Annotated in this window: 16 protein-coding genes; 13 read left to right on the forward strand and 3 right to left on the reverse strand. The window is 72.9% G+C overall.

Annotation, left to right across the window (positions count from 1 at the left end; all coding sequences use genetic code 11):
* Window positions 1–49 precede the first annotated feature (49 nt).
* The 6 genes from urtB to ACLBYB_RS29965 all read left to right on the forward strand — a co-directional run bounded on the left by urtB (window position 50) and on the right by ACLBYB_RS29965 (window position 5,184).
* On the forward strand, window positions 50–1,621 hold the full coding sequence (gene urtB / locus ACLBYB_RS29940) for an urea ABC transporter permease subunit UrtB (protein WP_447700975.1): 1,572 nt from the start codon (window positions 50–52) through the stop codon (window positions 1,619–1,621).
* A gap of 5 nt (window positions 1,622–1,626) precedes the next feature.
* Complete coding sequence (gene urtC / locus ACLBYB_RS29945; RefSeq protein WP_132367901.1) at window positions 1,627–2,781, forward strand: urea ABC transporter permease subunit UrtC; 1,155 nt, start codon at window positions 1,627–1,629, stop codon at window positions 2,779–2,781.
* The gene (gene urtD, locus ACLBYB_RS29950) at window positions 2,778–3,581 is read left to right on the forward strand and encodes an urea ABC transporter ATP-binding protein UrtD (protein ID WP_020095146.1); all 804 of its coding nucleotides are present in this window, start codon (window positions 2,778–2,780) and stop codon (window positions 3,579–3,581) included. The genes urtC and urtD overlap by 4 nt, the downstream gene beginning before the upstream one ends.
* A 2-nt stretch (window positions 3,582–3,583) precedes the next feature.
* Window positions 3,584–4,279: an urea ABC transporter ATP-binding subunit UrtE gene (urtE, locus tag ACLBYB_RS29955; protein WP_447700984.1), complete on the forward strand. Its 696-nt coding sequence runs from the start codon at window positions 3,584–3,586 to the stop codon at window positions 4,277–4,279.
* Window positions 4,280–4,580: 301 nt separating this feature from the next.
* Window positions 4,581–4,787, forward strand: a complete 207-nt coding sequence (locus ACLBYB_RS29960; RefSeq protein ID WP_020095148.1) for a hypothetical protein — start codon at window positions 4,581–4,583, stop codon at window positions 4,785–4,787.
* Window positions 4,788–4,887: 100 nt separating this feature from the next.
* Entirely contained in the window at window positions 4,888–5,184 is a 297-nt protein-coding gene (locus tag ACLBYB_RS29965; protein ID WP_447700976.1) for a hypothetical protein, read from the forward strand.
* Between the two features lie 15 nt (window positions 5,185–5,199).
* Here the strand turns inward: ACLBYB_RS29965 and ACLBYB_RS29970 are convergent, their stop codons facing one another.
* The 3 genes from ACLBYB_RS29970 to ACLBYB_RS29980 form a co-directional block, all read right to left on the reverse strand.
* Entirely contained in the window at window positions 5,200–6,846 is a 1,647-nt protein-coding gene (locus tag ACLBYB_RS29970; protein ID WP_447700977.1) for a hybrid sensor histidine kinase/response regulator, read from the reverse strand.
* Between the two features lie 431 nt (window positions 6,847–7,277).
* On the reverse strand, window positions 7,278–8,135 hold the full coding sequence (locus ACLBYB_RS29975) for a hypothetical protein (protein ID WP_447700978.1): 858 nt from the start codon (window positions 8,133–8,135) through the stop codon (window positions 7,278–7,280).
* A gap of 79 nt (window positions 8,136–8,214) precedes the next feature.
* The gene (locus tag ACLBYB_RS29980; RefSeq protein ID WP_042671988.1) at window positions 8,215–8,847 is read right to left on the reverse strand and encodes a LuxR C-terminal-related transcriptional regulator; all 633 of its coding nucleotides are present in this window, start codon (window positions 8,845–8,847) and stop codon (window positions 8,215–8,217) included.
* A 274-nt stretch (window positions 8,848–9,121) separates the two neighbouring features.
* Between ACLBYB_RS29980 and ACLBYB_RS29985 the strand changes: the two genes are divergently transcribed.
* From ACLBYB_RS29985 to ACLBYB_RS30015, 7 genes are all read left to right on the forward strand, one after another.
* Complete coding sequence (locus ACLBYB_RS29985; protein ID WP_042671987.1) at window positions 9,122–9,715, forward strand: hypothetical protein; 594 nt, start codon at window positions 9,122–9,124, stop codon at window positions 9,713–9,715.
* 3 nt (window positions 9,716–9,718) lie between these two features.
* Window positions 9,719–10,819: an AAA family ATPase gene (locus ACLBYB_RS29990; RefSeq protein ID WP_020095155.1), complete on the forward strand. Its 1,101-nt coding sequence runs from the start codon at window positions 9,719–9,721 to the stop codon at window positions 10,817–10,819.
* 85 nt (window positions 10,820–10,904) lie between these two features.
* Entirely contained in the window at window positions 10,905–12,860 is a 1,956-nt protein-coding gene (locus ACLBYB_RS29995; protein WP_447700979.1) for an AAA family ATPase, read from the forward strand.
* Window positions 12,861–12,882: 22 nt separating this feature from the next.
* Complete coding sequence (locus tag ACLBYB_RS30000) at window positions 12,883–14,244, forward strand: hypothetical protein (RefSeq protein ID WP_447700980.1); 1,362 nt, start codon at window positions 12,883–12,885, stop codon at window positions 14,242–14,244.
* Window positions 14,241–15,683 carry a peptidoglycan-binding protein gene (locus ACLBYB_RS30005; RefSeq protein ID WP_447700981.1) on the forward strand — a complete coding sequence of 481 codons (1,443 nt, stop codon included), beginning with the start codon at window positions 14,241–14,243 and terminating at the stop codon, window positions 15,681–15,683. Before ACLBYB_RS30000 ends, ACLBYB_RS30005 begins: the two co-directional genes overlap by 4 nt.
* A gap of 12 nt (window positions 15,684–15,695) precedes the next feature.
* On the forward strand, window positions 15,696–17,039 hold the full coding sequence (locus tag ACLBYB_RS30010; protein ID WP_447700982.1) for a hypothetical protein: 1,344 nt from the start codon (window positions 15,696–15,698) through the stop codon (window positions 17,037–17,039).
* A 52-nt stretch (window positions 17,040–17,091) separates the two neighbouring features.
* The coding region (locus tag ACLBYB_RS30015) for a hypothetical protein (RefSeq protein WP_447700983.1) at window positions 17,092–17,773 on the forward strand (682 nt) is incomplete at its 3' end.

Below are 17,773 nucleotides of genomic sequence, written 5' to 3' on the forward strand. Positions count from 1 at the left end.
CGCCTCACCCGTGTGGGGCGCACCGCTCCCGGCTCGCAGAACGGCCCCGATGCTCCGTCTCCTGACCCTCCTGTTCCTGATGCTGGCCGCCCCGGCGCTCGCGCAGGCGCCCGACCCCTACGGCCAGCTCGCCGGCGACGGCTACGCCGAGATCGAGGCCGGCGTCTCCGGCCTCGCCGCCTCTGGCGACTCGCGCGCCGACGCGATCCTCTCGGCCCTGTCGGACGGCCGCCTGCTGGTGGGCCCGGACAAGACCCTGCTCATCCGGCAGGGCGGCGCCGTCGTGGACGCGAGGACCGGCGCCCCGGCCGCCGACAGCCCCGACCTCAAGCCGGTGCGGGCCAACAACCGCGTCCGCCGGGCGATCGAGGCCGCCCGCGGGCAGCTCGACCTCGCGAGCCCCGACCCGGCCCGGCGCCGGGCCGCCGCCGACGCGGTGTTCAAGGCGCGGGACGCGGCCGCGCTGCCGGCCCTCGACGCGGCGCTCGCCCGCGAGACCAGTCCGGGCGTCCGGCAGGCGCTCACCGAGGCCCGCGCCGCCGTGCTGCTCGCGAGGCCCGGCACCGCGGAACCCGACCGGATTGCCGCGATTCCCGCCATCCAGGCCCGGGGCGATGGCGACGCGATGGGCATCCTGCGCGGTCTCGCGGCGGATCCGAGTGAGGCCGTGCGCGCCGCCGCCGCCCGCGGCATCGCGGCGATCGAGACGCGGCTCGCGATAATCGGCGCCCTCCAGAACGTCTGGTACGGCATCTCGCTCGGCTCGGTCCTGCTGCTCGCCGCCATCGGGCTCGCCATCACCTTCGGGGTGATGGGCGTGATCAACATGGCCCACGGCGAGATGGTGATGCTCGGCGCCTACACGACCTACCTCGTGCAGGAGCTGATCCGCACCAAGGCGCCCGTCCTGTTCGGCTGGTCGCTGGCGATCAGCATCCCCTGCGCGTTCCTGGTCGCCGGCCTCGTCGGGGTGCTGATCGAGCGGTTCATCATCCGCTTCCTGTACGGGCGCCCGCTGGAGACGCTGCTCGCCACCTTCGGGGTCAGCCTCGCGCTGCAGCAGGGCGTGCGCTCGATCTTCGGCCCGACCAACCGCGAGGTCGGCGCCCCCGCCTTCATGAGCGGCGCCTTCGACTTCTACGGCCTGTCGATCACCTGGGGCCGGATGTGGATCATCGTGTTCGCGTTCGCCGTGTTCCTGGGCCTCCTGTTCGTGCTGCGGAAGACGTCCTTCGGCCTGAAGACCCGGGCGGTCACCCAGAACCGCCGCATGGCCGCCGCGATGGGCATCCGCACCCCCTACGTCGACGCCCTGACCTTCGGGCTCGGCTCCGGCATCGCGGGGATCGCGGGCGTCGCCCTCTCGCAGATCGACAACGTGTCGCCCAATCTCGGCCAGGGCTACATCATCGACTCGTTCCTCGTGGTGGTGTTCGGCGGCGTCGGCAACCTCTGGGGGACGCTGGTGGCGGCGCTGACGCTCGGCGTCGTGAACAAGCTCGCCGAGCCGTATATCGGCGCGGTGCTGGCCAAGATCGGCCTCCTGATCTTCATCATCCTGTTCATCCAGAAGCGCCCGCGCGGCCTGTTCGCGCTCAAGGGCCGGGCGGTGGAATCGTGAGCCCCATGCCGCCTCGCACCCCCCTCATCGACCTGAAGGGCTGGATCTTCCTCGCCGTCCTGGCCGCCTTCTGCCTCGCCGTGCCGGTGCTGAATCTCGCGGTGCCGGAGGGCTCCGGCCTGCACCTGCCGACCTACCTCGTCTCGCTCTTCGGAAAATACCTCGCCTACGCGCTGCTCGCGGTCAGCCTCGACCTCGTCTGGGGCTATTGCGGCATCCTCTCGCTCGGCCACGGCGCGTTCTTCGCCCTCGGCGGCTACGCGATGGGCATGTACCTGATGCGCCAGATCGGCGCCCGGGGCGTCTACGGCAACCCGGTCCTGCCCGACTTCATGGTGTTCCTGAACTACAAGGCGCTGCCCTGGTACTGGTACGGCTTCGACCACTTCGCCTTCGCGGCCCTGATGGTGCTGCTGGTGCCGGGCCTGCTGGCCTTCGTGTTCGGCTGGCTCGCCTTCCGGTCGCGGGTGACCGGCGTCTACCTGTCGATCATCACCCAGGCGCTGACCTACGCGCTGATGCTCGCCTTCTTCCGCAACGACATGGGGCTGGGCGGCAACAACGGGCTGACCGACTTCAAGGATTTTCTGGGACTCTCGGTTCAGGCACAGAATTTCCGCGTCGGCATCTTCGTGGCCACCGGAATCGCGCTGGCTTTGGGCTACCTGATCGCCCGGGTCATGACGGTCTCGGCCTACGGCAAGATCCTGATCGCCGTGCGCGACGCCGAGAGCCGCACGCGCTTCCTCGGCTACCGGCCGGAGCACTTCAAGACGCTGGCCTTCACGGTCTCGGCCATGATGGCGGGCGTCGCCGGCGCCCTCTACGTGCCGCAGGTCGGCATCATCAACCCGGGGGAGTTCGCGCCCACCAACTCCATCGAGACGGTCATCTGGGTGGCGGTGGGCGGTCGCGGCACGCTGGTCGGCGCGGCGCTCGGCGCCGTGCTGGTCAACTACGCCAAGACCGTGCTCACCGGCGCGATGCCGGACGCGTGGCTGTTCGCGCTCGGCGGCCTGTTCGTGTTCGTGACGCTGTTCCTGCCGCGCGGCCTCGTCGGCACCGCGATCGAGCGGTTCGGCTCCCGGCGCGCCGCCGCCAAGCTGCCGCCGGAGCCCGCCATCGCCCCGAAACTCGCCGAAGAAGGGCAGGGCTCGTGAGCACCGACCTCCTCGAACCGCCGGATGCCGCTGCCCGCGGCCCTGCCAACCGGAAGCGCGAGACGGACGCGCTCCTCTACCTCGACGACCTGCGGGTGACCTTCGACGGCTATAAGGCCCTGCGCGGCCTGTCGCTGACGCTGGCCCGCGGCGAGTTGCGGGCGATCATCGGCCCGAACGGCGCCGGCAAGACCACCATGATGGACTGCATTACCGGCAAGACGCGGCCGGACAGCGGCATCGCGCTGTTCGACGGCACCCACGACCTGCTCAGGAGCGACGAGCCGGCGATCGCCGACCTCGGCATCGGCCGCAAGTTCCAGAAGCCCACCGTGTTCGAGAGCCACACGGTCGCCGACAACATCCTGCTCGCCCTCAAAGGTCCGCGCGCCGCCTTCGCGTCCCTGTTCGGCTGGCGCAACCGGGTGGAGGCCGCGCGGATCGATTCCCTGCTGGAGACCGTCGGCCTGCTGGCCCACCGGGGCCGCCCGGCGGCCGATCTCAGCCACGGCCAGAAGCAGTGGCTGGAGATCGGCATGCTGCTCGCGCAGGACCCCAAGCTCCTGCTGGTCGACGAGCCGGTGGCCGGCATGACCGACGCCGAGACCGCCGAGACCGCCCGCCTGCTGCGCCGCATCGCCGGCGAGCACGCCGTGCTGGTGGTCGAGCACGACATGCACTTCGTCCGGGACCTCGGCTGCCGGGTCACCTGCCTGCACGAGGGCGCGGTGCTGGCCGAGGGCTCGATCGACGCCGTCTCGGCCGACCCGCGGGTCGTCGAGGTGTATCTGGGACGATGACCATGCTCTCCGTCGACGGCATCGACCTCTATTACGGCGCCGCGCAGGCGCTCCGCGGCGTCTCGCTGACGGCCGAGGCCGGGCGGGTCACCACGGTCCTGGGCCGCAACGGCGTCGGCAAGACCTCGCTGCTGCGGGCGATCGTCGGCCAGCAGCCGGTGCGCTCCGGCGCGATCCGTCTCGACGGCCGCCCGATCCAGGGCCTCGCGCCCTACGACCGGGCGCGCGCCGGGATCGCCTTCGTGCCCCAGGGCCGCGAGATCTTCCCGCTGCTCACCGTCAAGGAGAACCTGGAGACCGGCTTCGCGCCGCTCAGGCGCCGCGACCGCCATATCCCGGGGGAGATCTACGACCTGTTCCCGGTGCTCAGGGACATGCTGCACCGGCGCGGCGGCGACCTCTCGGGCGGCCAGCAGCAGCAGCTCGCCATCGGCCGGGCGCTGGTGACGCGGCCGAAGCTCCTCGTGCTCGACGAGCCCACCGAGGGGATCCAGCCCTCAATCATCAAGGATATCGGCCGGGCGATCACCTACCTGCGCGGCAAGGGCGAGATGGGGATCGTGCTGGTCGAGCAGTATTTCGAGTGGGCCCGGGACCTCTGCGACTCCTACGCGGTGATGGATCGCGGGCAGGTGGTGCTGGCCGGCCCCCGGGCCGGGATGGTCGAGGCCGACGTGCTCCGCTGGATGTCCGTCTAGCGCGCCCGCCGCACGTCCCGCCGCACGTCCCGCCGGCGCCGGGCCCGGGAATACCGCACTTCGATCCGGATATCGGGACGGATAATCAACAATCGGAGCGCGGCCGGGGCCGACATCGACCGCCAAATCTGTGCACACGGCCCCGGTTGGCCAATGTTAAAACACAATTCAGGTCCGCCATGGGGCACAACCACGGGGGGGCCCATGACGATCCTGGATCCGATCACCGGCGAGCTGGTCACCATCGCCGTTCCGCGGCCGCGGCCGCAGGCCGGCCCGCGCTGACGGGCGGCGCGCTGTCATGACGAACGCGACCGATCGAAGGGCCGGCCGCCGCGGCGTCCGCGGCGGCCGTGCCCAGGTCCGGACGGTGCCGCCGGGCCTGCTGCTGGCCGGCGGCGTGGGGGCGAACGCCCCGCTGACGGCCGTCGACCTGATCGCCCAGGCCCGCGCGGCCCGGCGGGAGGCCGAGGCCCGCGACGGCGCGGACCGCGCGGAGCAGGGCTGACGCGGCGACCGGGGCCGCCGAGCCGGCCGCCCGCCTCTTGAGATCACCCGCGCGGGATGGTCAGAAGGCCGGCAGTCTCGCGGCAGCCGGCGGGTGAGTCATGAAGTTCGGCGTCCTGATCCTGGCCGGCGCCTGCGGCGTCCTCGTCGGGATCGTCATCGGATACGTCGCGGGAACGCGGCTCAGCCAAGCCTTCGCGCAATTGCCGGTGACGGACCGCTCCCCCGCCGCGCAGGCGCTCCGGATCGTGGACCGCATCGCGACCGAGCACGGCCTCGCGCGGGACGCGTTGCTCCGGGCGATGCTCGACCAGCAGGGCGGCCGGACGGGGACCGCGCGTCCCGGCGAGGAGCCGGGCAGGGAGCCGGGCAGGGCCCCGGACGAACCGGCCCGGTAGGGCGCCGACCGCGCCTCACGCGGCCGGCGCCGGCCGGGGGCGCAGCCGGAGGCTCGCGGCGGTGAGCACGGAGCGCAGCTCGGCCGGCCGGACCGGTTTCGAGAGGATCGGGATGTCCGGCGCCCCCAGATCCTCGCGCACGCGCGCCTCGTCGTGGCCGCTCATCACCACCGCCGGCAGCGGGCGGCCGGCGAGCCTCCGGACCGCCGCGATGCAGTCCGTCCCCGTGACGCCGTTCCCGAGCTCGAAATCGGTGATGAGGAGGTCGATCTCCGGCACGGCGTCGGGGATCCCGGTCTCGGGCCGGACGCGGCAGCCCCATTTCTCCAGCAGGCTGGCGGTCGCCCGCAGCACGGCAGCGTCGTCCTCCACCAGCAGCACGCGCAGGCCGCCGATCGTCGCCGGCGGGTCGAGCCGGGCGGGGAGGGCCGCGGGCTGCAGGGCCCGGGCGAGGGGCAGGTCACCGATCGTCACGCAGGTCCCGCGCCCCGGCACCGAGCGCAGCGTCACCGTCAGGTCCAGGAGCGCGCCGAGCCGCCGGACGATCGGCAGGCCGAGGCCCACCCCCTCGACGTCCCGGTCGCCGCGGCGGCGGACTTGGTAGAACTCGTCGAAGACCCGCTCCTGATGCGCGACCGGGATCCCGGGGCCGCGATCGTAGACCTGGATGGCGAGCCGGTCGCCCCGCCGGCGGCAGGCGATCAGGATCGGCCGGCCGGGCGCGTACTTGATCGCGTTGTTGACGATGTTCTGGACCATGGTCGTGAGCAGGGCCCGGTCGGTGCGCACCACGACCGCGCAGGCGCGGCTGCGCAGGGCCGTCCCGGCGATCTGGGCGGCCTCGGAGTTCTGGCGCCGGACATCCTCGAGGATGTCGTTGATCGCGACGGGCTCGGGCCGGGGCTCCACCCGTCCGCTGTCGAGGGTCGAGATGTCCAGGAGCGACTTGAACAGGCGCGAGACGCTCTGCAGCGACCGGTCGATGTTCTCGACCATCTGCAGCTCCTCCGGCCCCAGCCGGGCGCCGCGCAGGCAGGCGGTGAACAGGCTGATGGCGTGGATCGGCTGGCGCAGATCGTGGCTCGCCTGCGCCAGGAAGCGCGACTTGGACAGGCTCGCCTCCTGCTCGCGCTCGTAGGCGCCGCGCAGGCGCTCCAGCAGGCTGTAGATGTAGGTCGGCACGAGGACGGTGATGGCCGTCAGCGTCAGGACGAGGAACGGGTTCGCGCGCCAGTACGCGTTGAAGTACGTGGTGACCGCGATCGAGACCAGGGCCGCCGCCGTGGACGCCTTCAGGGCGGTGACGCCGTAGCGCAGGCCGTTGCCGACGATCAGCCGGATGACGATCGCGTAGAGCGGCAGGAACGGCGCGCCGCCCACCGCCATCGTGTAGGTCATCCCGCCGAGGTCGAGGAGGAAGGTGACGACACGGCGCGGCGTGTTGCTGCCGGGATTGCGGCTGATCCAGCCGTACAGCGCCACGGCGAAGACCCAGTGGCACGTCACCAGATAGGCGACGAACCGGGCCTCCGGTGGGGCGATCCCGCCGTAGATCTGGGGCAGGAGATACAGGCAGGCGAGGCCGATGACGACGGCCCGGATCAGCGCCTGCGCCTTCTCGTTGTCGTACGCCTCGTCCCGCCGGCGCCGCGACCCGAACATCGGCGGCTCAGGCCCGGCCGGCAGCGACGCCGAGACCGAGACCGAGGCCAGGCACCCGCTCCGCCGGAGCGGACCCCGCGGCTTCCGCCCTGAATCGCGCCGTGCCGGCCCCGGTCTCCCGCTGTCGCTTCATCGTGCAGTCGCCCTGCCGCGTCGCCGCCCGGGATCCGGGCAGCGGCGCGCCGCCGTCGCCGATCGCGGACAGATCTGACAAGTCTACCTGAAGGTGATCGACGCCACCAGACGCGGCGGGAGCCCGCGATGTGGCGGCGCGGACGAGTCTTCGGTGCTAGAACCGCTTATTCAGTCTCCGCTACAATGGTCCCCGTGCTGCAGCGAGACGTTCCTGCGGAAAATATGCGGCAGATTATTTTTTACTTCACTGCAGGTCTGATCTCGTCGACCGGCCGCACGCACGGTCGCGGGCGCCGTCAGCGGTAGGTGCCGGCGCCCGGATCGAATCGATAGACCCGGGCATCCCGGTCCGTGGCCGGACGCAGCGCCCCGTCCGCGCCCAGAACGGTGCCGCTCAGAGCGACTCGGACCGGGGGCCACGCGGCAGGGTCGCGCGGATCCTCCGGCAGGATCTCCAGCCGTCCCGTGCTCGATCCCAGCCGGCAGGGATCCTCCGCGCAGCCGGCCGTCTCGTCGGCGCCCGCCGCGACCTCGCCCGCGAGCGTCCAGTGCGCCGGCGCGTCGCGGAACTGGAGGAGGAGGAACGAGAAGCCCTGCGATCCGGCCGTCCCGTAGACCGTGAGGCGCAGGCCCATCAGGAGGCGGCCCCGGCTCAGCGGCCTGAACACGGCGCCGAGCCGCTCGTCCACCTCCGGGGCGCCGCCGTTGCGGTTCCCGGTCCCGATCCGGCCGGACAGGACCTGCACGTCTTCGAGGCGCCAGCGCATATCCTTGAGGACGTAGGTGGCGGCCGCGACGCTCAGCCGGTCGGGCGCCGCGGCGTCCGCGCCCGGGGCCGGCATCGTGACGAAGCCGGTGAACCGGCTCCCGGTCTCGGTGGAGAACATCGCGGCGGTCCAGAATTCCGCCGTGCGGCCGTCCTTCATCCGGCAGGTCTCGGCCTCCTTGTCGGCGGGCCGCCCGCAGATCGCCGCCAGCACCGTGGCGTGGGGCAGCATGGCGAGATCGGGATCGGCCGCGGCGGGCGCGGCAGCGAGCCCGGCAGCCAGTCCGACCGCCAGTCCGACCGCCAGCACCGGCAGCACCGCCAGGGCCGGGCCCGTCGGAAAACGCCCGCGGGCCGCGCGCCCGTCTCCCCGTCCCGCCCGTCTCATGCGCCGGGCTCTGCCACGGAGCCCGGCACCGGGCCATTCGGACAGGTGTACGATCGGCCCCGCCGCACGGCCCGCCCCCTCAATCCCCGACGCCGGCCGTGGCGGCCTTCGCGGCCGCGGCGGACCGGGAGGTGACGTCGAGGGCGCGCAGCAGCGCCGAGACGTGGATGCGGACGGTGAAGGGGGAGATCTCCAGTTCCCGGGCGATCTCCTTGTTGGTGCGTCCCAGGGCGACGAGGCGCAGCACGTCGCGCTGGCGCTGCGTCAGGGGCGGGAGCGGGCCGCGCGGTGCGGCGAGACCCGAGACCGGGCTGCGCCGGATCACGAACTCGCCGTCGCGGATCGCCGCGATCGCCTGGGCGATCTCCGCGGCGGGCAGCGCCTTGCCGATGAAGCCGTCGGCACCCTCGGCCATGACGGTCCGGATCAGGCCCTCGTCCTCGATCATCGACACGACGATGATCGAGGCCCGCTCGAACTCGACGCGCAGCGCGCCGATGGAGTGGCGGGGATCGAGGCCGGGGAACAGGAGGTCGAGGAGGAACGCCCGCGGGGGCGCCCCGGCGCGGGCCATCGCCAGGACCTGCTCCATGGTGGCGGCCTCCCGGACCAGGGCCTGCGGGTAGAGCCGCTCCGCGATGCGCCGCATGCCCTCGCGGAACAGCGGGTGATCGTCGGCAACGATCAGGGTCTCTCGCGCGGAGCCGTTCATGCCACTCCCGGTCGCAGCATCGGAATCTATCCCCATGACGTCGCGGCGCGGAGCCATGCCGAGGAAAATCCCCGGCGTGTCAAGGCTGCGACGATAGGTCATATACACTAGTAGACCGGTTTTTTCCGCCTGCCTAGAAGTCGGCCGGTCATGGTGACAGGCATCGGCCCGCTAATTTCTTCGAATCTTTCCAAAAAGAGCGAGGCTGCAGGCCATGTCGTGCGCGCCGACGCGACGCACGAATTACGTCGTTCCATGTTCGGGGGCCCGCTGGATGTCGGAAGTCGAACACCAGAATGCTGAGCGGCAGGCTCAGGATAGGCTTTCCGAGCCTCGCGCGGCCCCGAGCGCCCCGCCCGCCGCCAAGCCGGGCCTCTCGCCGAGCCTCATCGCGATCGTGGGCGGCCTGGTGGCGGCGGGCGCCGTCGCGGGCGTGCTGCTCTCGGGCGGCGGCGAGACCGCCGGGACGGCCGCGCGCCCGGCCCTGACGCTGGTCAAGGCGGGCGAGATCGACAAGGCCGCCGAGACCCTGCCCTCCGACGAGAAGGACAAGATCGTCGCGGAGGCCAAGGCCTGCCGAGCCCCCCTGGGCCAGATGCGCCTGTCGAAGATGGCGGCCGATGCCGGCGGCGTGGTGCGCATCCGGGCCGGGAACTACCTGTCCCCCGCCTTCAACGTCGCCGACGGCCCGATCAACATCGCGGTCCCGTTCCCGGCGCCCTACGAGACCGGCAAGGGCGAGATCACCATCGAGGGCGCCGCCAAGGACGTCTTCGTCGAGCTGACGCCGGGCCTGAAGATCGACACGACCGGCGGCGTCCAGCGGATCCCCGTGATCTGGAATACCAGCAAGCCCTGCGGAGGCTGACGGATGTCGAAATCCGCCATCCTCCCCTTCGTCGTCTCCGGGCTGGTGGTCGCGGTCCTCACCCCGCTCCTGCTGAGCACCGATTACGGCCCGATCGCCTGGTGGAACGCCGCCGGGCCGGAGCTGCGCTGGAAGGCGGCGATCGGGATCGCCGTCGCCCTGCTGGCGGCTCTGGGCCTCGCCGCGACCGCGACGGCCGCGCGGAAGGCGGAGGCCGGCCTCGGGCAGCCGGCCGGCGGCCTGCTGGCCCTGCCGCGCCTGATCGTGGCGCCGCGCCGGGTCGTGGAGGCCCGGTCCCCCGAGGCCGTGATCGCGAATCTCGAGGCCATGGTCGGGCTCGCGCCGGTCAAGCGCGAGGTCAACGCCCTGATCGCGCGGCTGGAGCTGGAGCAGCGGCGGCGCGCCGAGGGCCTGCCGGTGGCGGCGATCAGCCAGCACATGGTGTTCACCGGGCCGCCCGGCGTCGGCAAGACCGAGGTGGCGCGGGCGATCGGCGAGATCTACCGGTCCCTCGAGGTGCTGCGCCGCGGGCATCTCGTGGAGGTCGACCGCGCGGCCCTGGTGGCCGGTTATGTCGGCCAGACCGCGGCCAGGACCCTCGAGAAGTGCCACGAGGCCCTCGACGGCATCCTGTTCATCGACGAGGCCTACACCCTGGCCGCCGGCGGCGGGGGCGGCGGCGACTTCGGCAAGGAGGCGATCGACACCCTCCTCAAGTTCATGGAGGACAACCGCGACCGGATCATCGTGATCGTCGCCGGCTACACCAACGACATGCGCCGGTTCATCGACACGAATCCCGGCCTCGCCGGCCGGTTCACCAAGATTATCGAGTTCCCGCCCTACAGCCCGAAGGATCTCTGCGAGATCCTGAAGCGCATGGCGGCCCGGCAGCAATTCGCGCTCCCCGAGGGGTTCGAGGCGGCGCTGACCCCCTGGCTCGCGCAGCGGTCCCGCGCCGACGACTGGTCGAACGCCCGCGAGATGCGCACCCTCCTGGAGAAGGCCCGCGAGGCCCAGGCCGCCCGGGTCGCCCTCCAGGGCGGCGACCTGCGCCGCCTGGAGATCGTCGATCTGCTCCGCGCCACCGGCGAGGACGCCTGAGGGCGGCCCGAGGGGCCACGCGCGCCCAGCACCCAGGCCAGCACCCAGGCCATCACCAGGGCCAGCACCAAGGTTCACCACGTCCATGGAACGCCTCGACAAGCATCCGGTCGCGCTCTTCGCGGTCATCGTGCTGGGTGCCACCGGCCTGCTGGTCGCCCTGCGGCCGGACGTGCTCGGGTCGCTCGCCGCGACGCCGTCGGCGCTGCTGCGCAACGGCCTGATCCTCGGCGGCCTCGTCGGCGGCCTGCTCGCGGCGAGCTACATCCCGGCGCGGATCGAGGCGACGCGGCGCGCCCTGGACCGGGCCCGGGCGAGCCGCAAGATCCGCCCGATCCGCTTCGTCGACGACGGCGCGGCCGCGGAGAAGAAGGACCTCCTGGCCACCGCGCTCGCGACCCTCGACGGCATGGTCGGGCTCGACCCCGTGAAGCTGGAGGTGAAGGGCGTCATCGCCCGGATGCAGGTGGAGCAGCAGCGCCGCGCCCAGAACCTGCCGGTGGCGGCCATGAGCCAGCACATGGTGTTCACCGGCCCCCCCGGCGTCGGCAAGACCGAGGTGGCGCGGGTCCTCGGCAGCGTCTTCAAGGCGCTCAAGGTGCTGCGCAAGGGCCACCTCGTGGAGGTCGACCGGGCCGGCTTGGTGGCGGGCTACGCCGGCCAGACCGCGATCAAGACCCTGGAGCGCTGCAAGGAGGCCCTCGACGGCATCCTGTTCATCGACGAGGCCTACGCGCTGGCTCCCGGCGGCGGGAGCGGCGGCGAGTTCGGCAAGGAGGCGATCGACACCCTCCTCAAGTTCATGGAGGACAATCGCGACCGGATCATCGTGATCGTCGCCGGCTACACCAACGACATGCGCCGGTTCATCGACGCGAATCCCGGCCTCGCCAGCCGGTTCACCAAGACCGTCGAGTTCCCGCCCTACAGCCCGCCGGAGCTCGCCGAGATCCTGAAGCGCATGGCCGCGGGCCAGGGCTTCGTCATGCCGGAGGGGTTCAAGAAGGACCTCGCCGCCTATGTCGGGGCCCGGTCGAAGGCCGAGGACTGGGCCAACGCCCGCGAGATGCGCACGGTCCTGGAGAAGGCCCGCCAGGCGCAGGCGCTGCGCCTCGCCGCCAGCCCCGGCGGCGACATCAACCGGCTCGAACCCGCCGACATCGCCGCGGCCCTCGGCCGCCAGGCCGGCGGCGCGGTCGACATGGACGCGGCCCGGAAGGTCATGGCCCGCCTCGACGCGATGATCGGGCTCGCGCCGGTCAAGGAGCAGGTGAAGACCGTGGCGGCGCGGGTGCTGGTCGATGCCCGGCGCCGCGCCGAGGGCATCGAGGTCGGCGCGGTGAGCCAGCACATGGTGTTCACCGGGCCCCCCGGCGTCGGCAAGACCGAGGTGGCGCGCATCATGGGCGACATCTTCCGGACGCTCGGCGTCCTGCGGAAGGGGCACGTGGTCGAGGTCGACCGGGCCGGGCTGGTGGCAGGCTATGTCGGCCAGACCGCGGCCAAGACCCAGGAGCGCTGCCGCGAGGCCCTCGACGGCATCCTGTTCATCGACGAGGCCTACACGCTGGCCGAGGGCGGCGGGGGCGGCAGCGACTTCGGCAAGGAGGCGATCGACACCCTCCTCAAGTTCATGGAGGACAACCGCGACCGGATCATCGTGATCGTCGCCGGCTACACCGGCGACATGGCCCGGTTCATCGACACGAATCCCGGCCTCGCCGGCCGTTTCACCAAGACCGTGGAATTCCCGGCCTACGACCCGTACGACCTCGTCGAGATCCTGCGCCTGATGGCGTCGCGGCAATCGTTCCGGCTGCCGCCGCGCTTCGAGACCCTGCTGATCCCGTGGGTCGAGCAGCGCGCGCAGCGGCACGACTGGGCGAATGCCCGCGAGATGCGCACGCTCCTAGAGCGCCTGCGCGAGGCCCAGGCGATGCGCCTCGCCAGCGATCCCCTGGGCGATTACGGCCAGTTCGAGCTCGTGGATGTCGAGCGGGCGCTCGGCGGCGGGGCCCCGCGCCCCGCCGCCCTGTCGTGACGGCCCGGGAGCCGTCGCAGCCATGAGCATCGCCCGCGAGGACTGGCTGCGCGCGCACGCGGCCCTCTGGTACGACGATCGCCGCTACCGCCTGGCCTGGCTCGCCCTGCCGCAGGCCGTGACCTGCGCGGTGGCGGGCCTGTGCATGGCGCTGGCCGCGCAGGGTGTCTGGGGTCAGCCGGCCACCGCCTCGAAGGCGCGGCTCGCCGAGCTGAGCGCCCTGCGCGACCGGGCCGGCAAGGACGGCGACCGCGAGGCGTTCGACGCGCTGACCGCCGCGGCCACCCAGGGCCAGATCGACGCCGCGACCAAGCTCGGGACGCTCTACGACCCCCTGACCGCCGCCTACTTCCCGAACAAGCCCGCGCCGAACGATTTCGTCCGGGCGGCCGCCCTCTACGGACCGGGCGCCGCGATCGGCGATCTCCTGGCGGTCACGCGCCTCGCGGACGTGCTGCTCGACCCGGCCAACCCCAACCGCGACCTCCGGCGCGGCTGCCGCCTGGCCCAGACCTGGATCGACGCCCCCGAGACGCTCGAGCGCACGATCACCGGCGAGGAGCGGCTGACCGTCAAGCTCGCCACCTGCTACGTCGAGCCCGAGAGCGGCCTGCCGCAGGACCCGGTGCGGGCCGGGGGGCTGGTGACCGCGGTGCTGTGGCGCCGCCACCGGCCGACGATGGACGCCTTCATCAACAATCTCGGGCAGCAGAACCCCGCTCTGGTGTCGGGCATCCAGCGGCACCTGGCCGAGCAGCGCCGGTACATCGGCCCGGTGGACGGGCGGCCCAATCCCGGGATCATCACGGCCCTCCAAGTGGAGGCGGGGATCACCAACACGGTCGCGACCCCGCGGCCCGAGCCGCGGCGGGTGACGCCCAAGGGCCCGGATCCGGAGGTGCTGGCCCTCCAGGCCGCCGCCCGGACCGGCGACCGGCGGAAGATGGCCGACCTGAAGAGCCGCGCCGAGGCCGGGGACGCGGACGCGCTCACCGCCTACGCGCGCCTGTTCAACCCGGTGATGAACAAGGGCGACGTCTTCGCGCCGGACGCGCAGGTCGCCGTCGCCGCCTACGAGCGCGCCGCGGCCGCCGGCAACGGCATGGCGGCCGGCGAGGCGGCGGTGCTGTACGATTCCGGCTACGGCAACGTCGCCAAGGATCCCGGGAAGGCGGCGGCCCTCGCCCTGCGGGGCGTCGACCTCAAGGACGACCAGATCACCTTCTGGCTGCTGTTCCCGGAGGCGGGCAACTGGAGCGACGGGTTCTGGGGCGCGATCCAGGCCGCGCTGACCGCCCGCGGCTTCTACACGCTCCCGGTCGAGAACAAGCGCAATGCCGCGGTCATCACGGCCCTGCGCGCCTACATGAAAGCCAAGTCATGAGCGGCGCCACGATCGGGACCGACCGGCTCCGGGCGCACGCGACGCTCTGGTACGCGGACGCGCGCTACCGCCTCGCCTGGCTGGTCCTGCCCCAGGCCGCGGTCGCGCTCCTGGCCGGCCTCGCCCTGGCGCTGCTGAAGCCCGCGGGCGAGTGGGGCAAGCCCGCCGACAGCAAGGAGAACGAGAAGCTCTATCTCGACCTGCTCGACAAGGCCGGCAAGGACGGCGACCGGGCCGCCTTCGAGAAGCTGCGGACGGCCGCCGAGGCCGGCGACGTCAGCGCCCGCTCGTTCATGGGCGCCCTCTACAATCCCGAATGGGCCGCGGTCTACGCCAAGAACCCGGTCAAGCCCGACGCCGCCAAGGCGCTGACCTACTACCAGAAGCCCGCCGACCTCGGCTTCCCCGGGGCCCAGCGCGGCATGACCGAGCTCCTGCTCGACCCCGCCCGCGGCCAGCACGATCTCAAGCGGGGCTGCCGCTACGGGCTGGCCTTCCAGGCGAACCCGGTCGCGGTCCGGAACAACTACCTCGATTCCTGGTCGACGCTCTACTGGATCGCCGGCTGCTACACCGATGCCGGGAGCGGCGTCCCGCGGGATCCGCAGAAGGCCGCCGACCTCTACATGAACACGGTGGCGGCCAAGCTGCCGCGGGCGGTCACCACCTTCACGGACGAGCTCGGCCGGCAGCCCCCCGACCTCGTGGCGGCGATCCAGCGCGACCTCGCCAAGCGCGGCTTCTACACCGGGCCGGCCGACGGGACGGCGACGCCGCAGACGCGCGCGGCCGTGCAGGCCCTGGCCGGCCGGGGTGCCGGCCCGCAGGGCAACGCGGGAGCTGGCAGTGCGGGGGCGGGCAACACCGGAGCCGGCAACCCCGGAGCCGGCAACCCCGGCGCCGCGAAGCCCGCCGGCCCGCCGCCTCCGGCACCACCCGCGGCGACGCCGAGCGTCGAGGAGCTCATCGCGCTGTCCAAGAGCGCGGTCTCCAACGCCGCCGACGCGGCGAAGCTCCGGGGCCTGGCGGAGAGCGGCGTCCCGGTGGCGCAGTACCTCTACGCCGCGATGCACCTGTCCCCGGCCAACCGGGAGCAGCGGGTCACCGCGCCGGACGGCCCCCTGGCGGCCCGGTATCTCGAGCGCCTCGCGGTCGAGCGCTCCTTCGCCCCCGCGGCGGCCTCGGCGGCCTTCCTGTACGACCTCGGCGGCGCCGGCCTGCAGCGGGATCCCGCGAAGGCGGCCGACCTGACGATCCGCGCCCTCGAGCTCAAGTCCACCGAGATCCTGCAGAATCTCGAGCAGGACCAGTGGGGCGCCGGCTTCTGGGCCGCCCTCCAGCAGCGCCTCGCCGACCGGAATCTCTACCAGGGCCGCGTCGTCGACCAGCGCAACGACCGGACCATCCAGGCGGCGCGCCGCCTCCTCGGCAATCCATAGGAGACGGCCATCATGGGTCCCCGCCGCAAGGATCCCGCGCGGTTCCCGGCCCCCAGGGCCGGACGCCGCATCGGCCATCGCACCGCCGCCCTGATGGCTGGCCTGCTGGCCGGCCTCCTCCTGCCCGCCGCCGCGCAGGCGCAGATCAAGGTCCGCAAGGCCGACTGCTTCTTCGCGGCCGACGGCAGGACCGTCATCGACGGGGTCTGCGAGTTCCTGACCGACGCGCGCAGCTACGGCGTGGGCGGGTTCCGCCTCGCCACCTACACCAACGGCTACCTGCGCGACGGCGTGGTCGTGTCGGTGACGGCGCCCGGCCAGGGCACGGCGACCTGGAACCGAGAGCCGGGCGGCAAGCCCGAGGACGGCCCCGCCGACAGCGTCACCGCGGAGGGCGCCTGCTGGACCGGGTCCCGGAGCCGGATCTGCGCCTGGAAGGTCGGCGAGGGCCGCCCCGGCTTCGGCGGCGCCCCCGCGGCGGCGCCCGAGGCCGGCGCTCCGCGGGCCGCCGACTGCTACCTCGAGGTCGCGGGCGATGTCCGCCTCGACGGGGCCTGCCAGTTCCGGTCGGAGACCGGGCAGACCGGCGCCCGCGGCTTCGAGATCCGCTCCTACGCCGCGGGCAAGCTCGACGTCGTGGCGCAGCTCGTCCGCGACCCGCAGAACCCGCTGAAGGCCACGGCCTTCTGGAACGGGTCGTCCGGGGGCCTGCGCGCCGCCGAGGCCCTCGGCGCCCTGTCGCCGAGCGGCCCCTGCTGGGACAATGACGGCGCCCGTCTCTGCGTCTGGCAGCCCGGCCAGCCCCGCGGCGGCTGGGACCGGCGGGTCGAGGCCCGGGCTCCGGCCCCGCCCGAGACGCCGCCCTCGCCGCCACCGTCGCCGCCACCGGCACAGGCGCCGTCACAGGCGCCGCCTCCGCCGCGCGACGGCGCGGAGGGGCGCGATCCGCCGCCGGGCACGTTCCTGAAGCTGTCCTTCAAGGGCCGCTGCGAGTCCCTGATGATGGACGGGGAGGACCTCACCGCGACCTGCGCCCCGGAGGCGGTGAACACCTCCGTCGTCGGCAGCCCGAAGGCCGGGTTCATCTTCGGCACCACCGACGGCAAGGCCATGGCGTTCATGGCCTCGGCCAAGGGCTTCGTCGAGGGCGGCACCCTGCACCAGCCCGTCGACGAGCTGATGTACGCCGAGCGCGACCAGTCGACCTTCAAGGTCAAGGGCACCTGCGAGATGCCCAACCCGATGGGCGGCCCGGTGGTCATCACCTGCAATGCCCAGTCGGCGAACAGCACCTACGCGGTCCGGTTCCGCACCGACGGCGGCAAGCCGGTCCTGACGCGCGGCGACGCGAAGTGAGGCTCTCGCCGCGGACCGGAATCGCCCGACCCGCGAACCCGAGGAGGATGCCATGGCACGACGCGTTACGACGGGAGGGGCCGGCGGCACCGGGATCCTCGTCGGCCTCCTGGGGCTCTGCCTCGCGGGACCGGCGCTCGCGGGATCCACGAGCGTGACCGCGCGGCCCGGGGAGCGGGTCCGCCTCGACGGCTACGCCACCCACGAGATCCGACCGGGCTGCCCGTCCGTTCCGGCGGCCGCGATCGAGCTGGTCACGCCCCCGCGCGGCGGCCGCATCGAGCAGCGGCGCGAGTTCCTGGTCCTCGGCCAGAACATCGACGGCACCCCGTCGCGGGACGGCTGCCAGGACGTCGAGCGGGACGCGCGGACGCTCTACTACACGGCCCGACCCGACTTCGCCGGCCACGACACGGTGTCGGTGATCGTCACGTTCGTCACCGGCGAGGAGGCCACCTACACCTACAGGATCACGGTGCCCGAGGGCGAGGGCCGGCGGGCGCCGGCAGTGTCCCAGGCACCTGCCCCCCGCGACGCGGGCCTCGCGCGGCCGGCCCCGGCGGCGCGCGCCGCTCCGGCCGAGCGGGCGACTCCGGCCGCGACTCCGGCTCCGGCGCCCCGGGAGGCCAGCACCGGCGACTTCCTGCGCGACGCGGTCCGGGGCGCGGTCCCGGCCACCCGGCCGGCGCCGGCCGCGCCGCCCCCGAAGGCCGCCGAGGCCGCGGCGCCCGTGT

The sequence above is a fragment of the Methylobacterium sp. D54C genome, assembly GCF_053345595.1.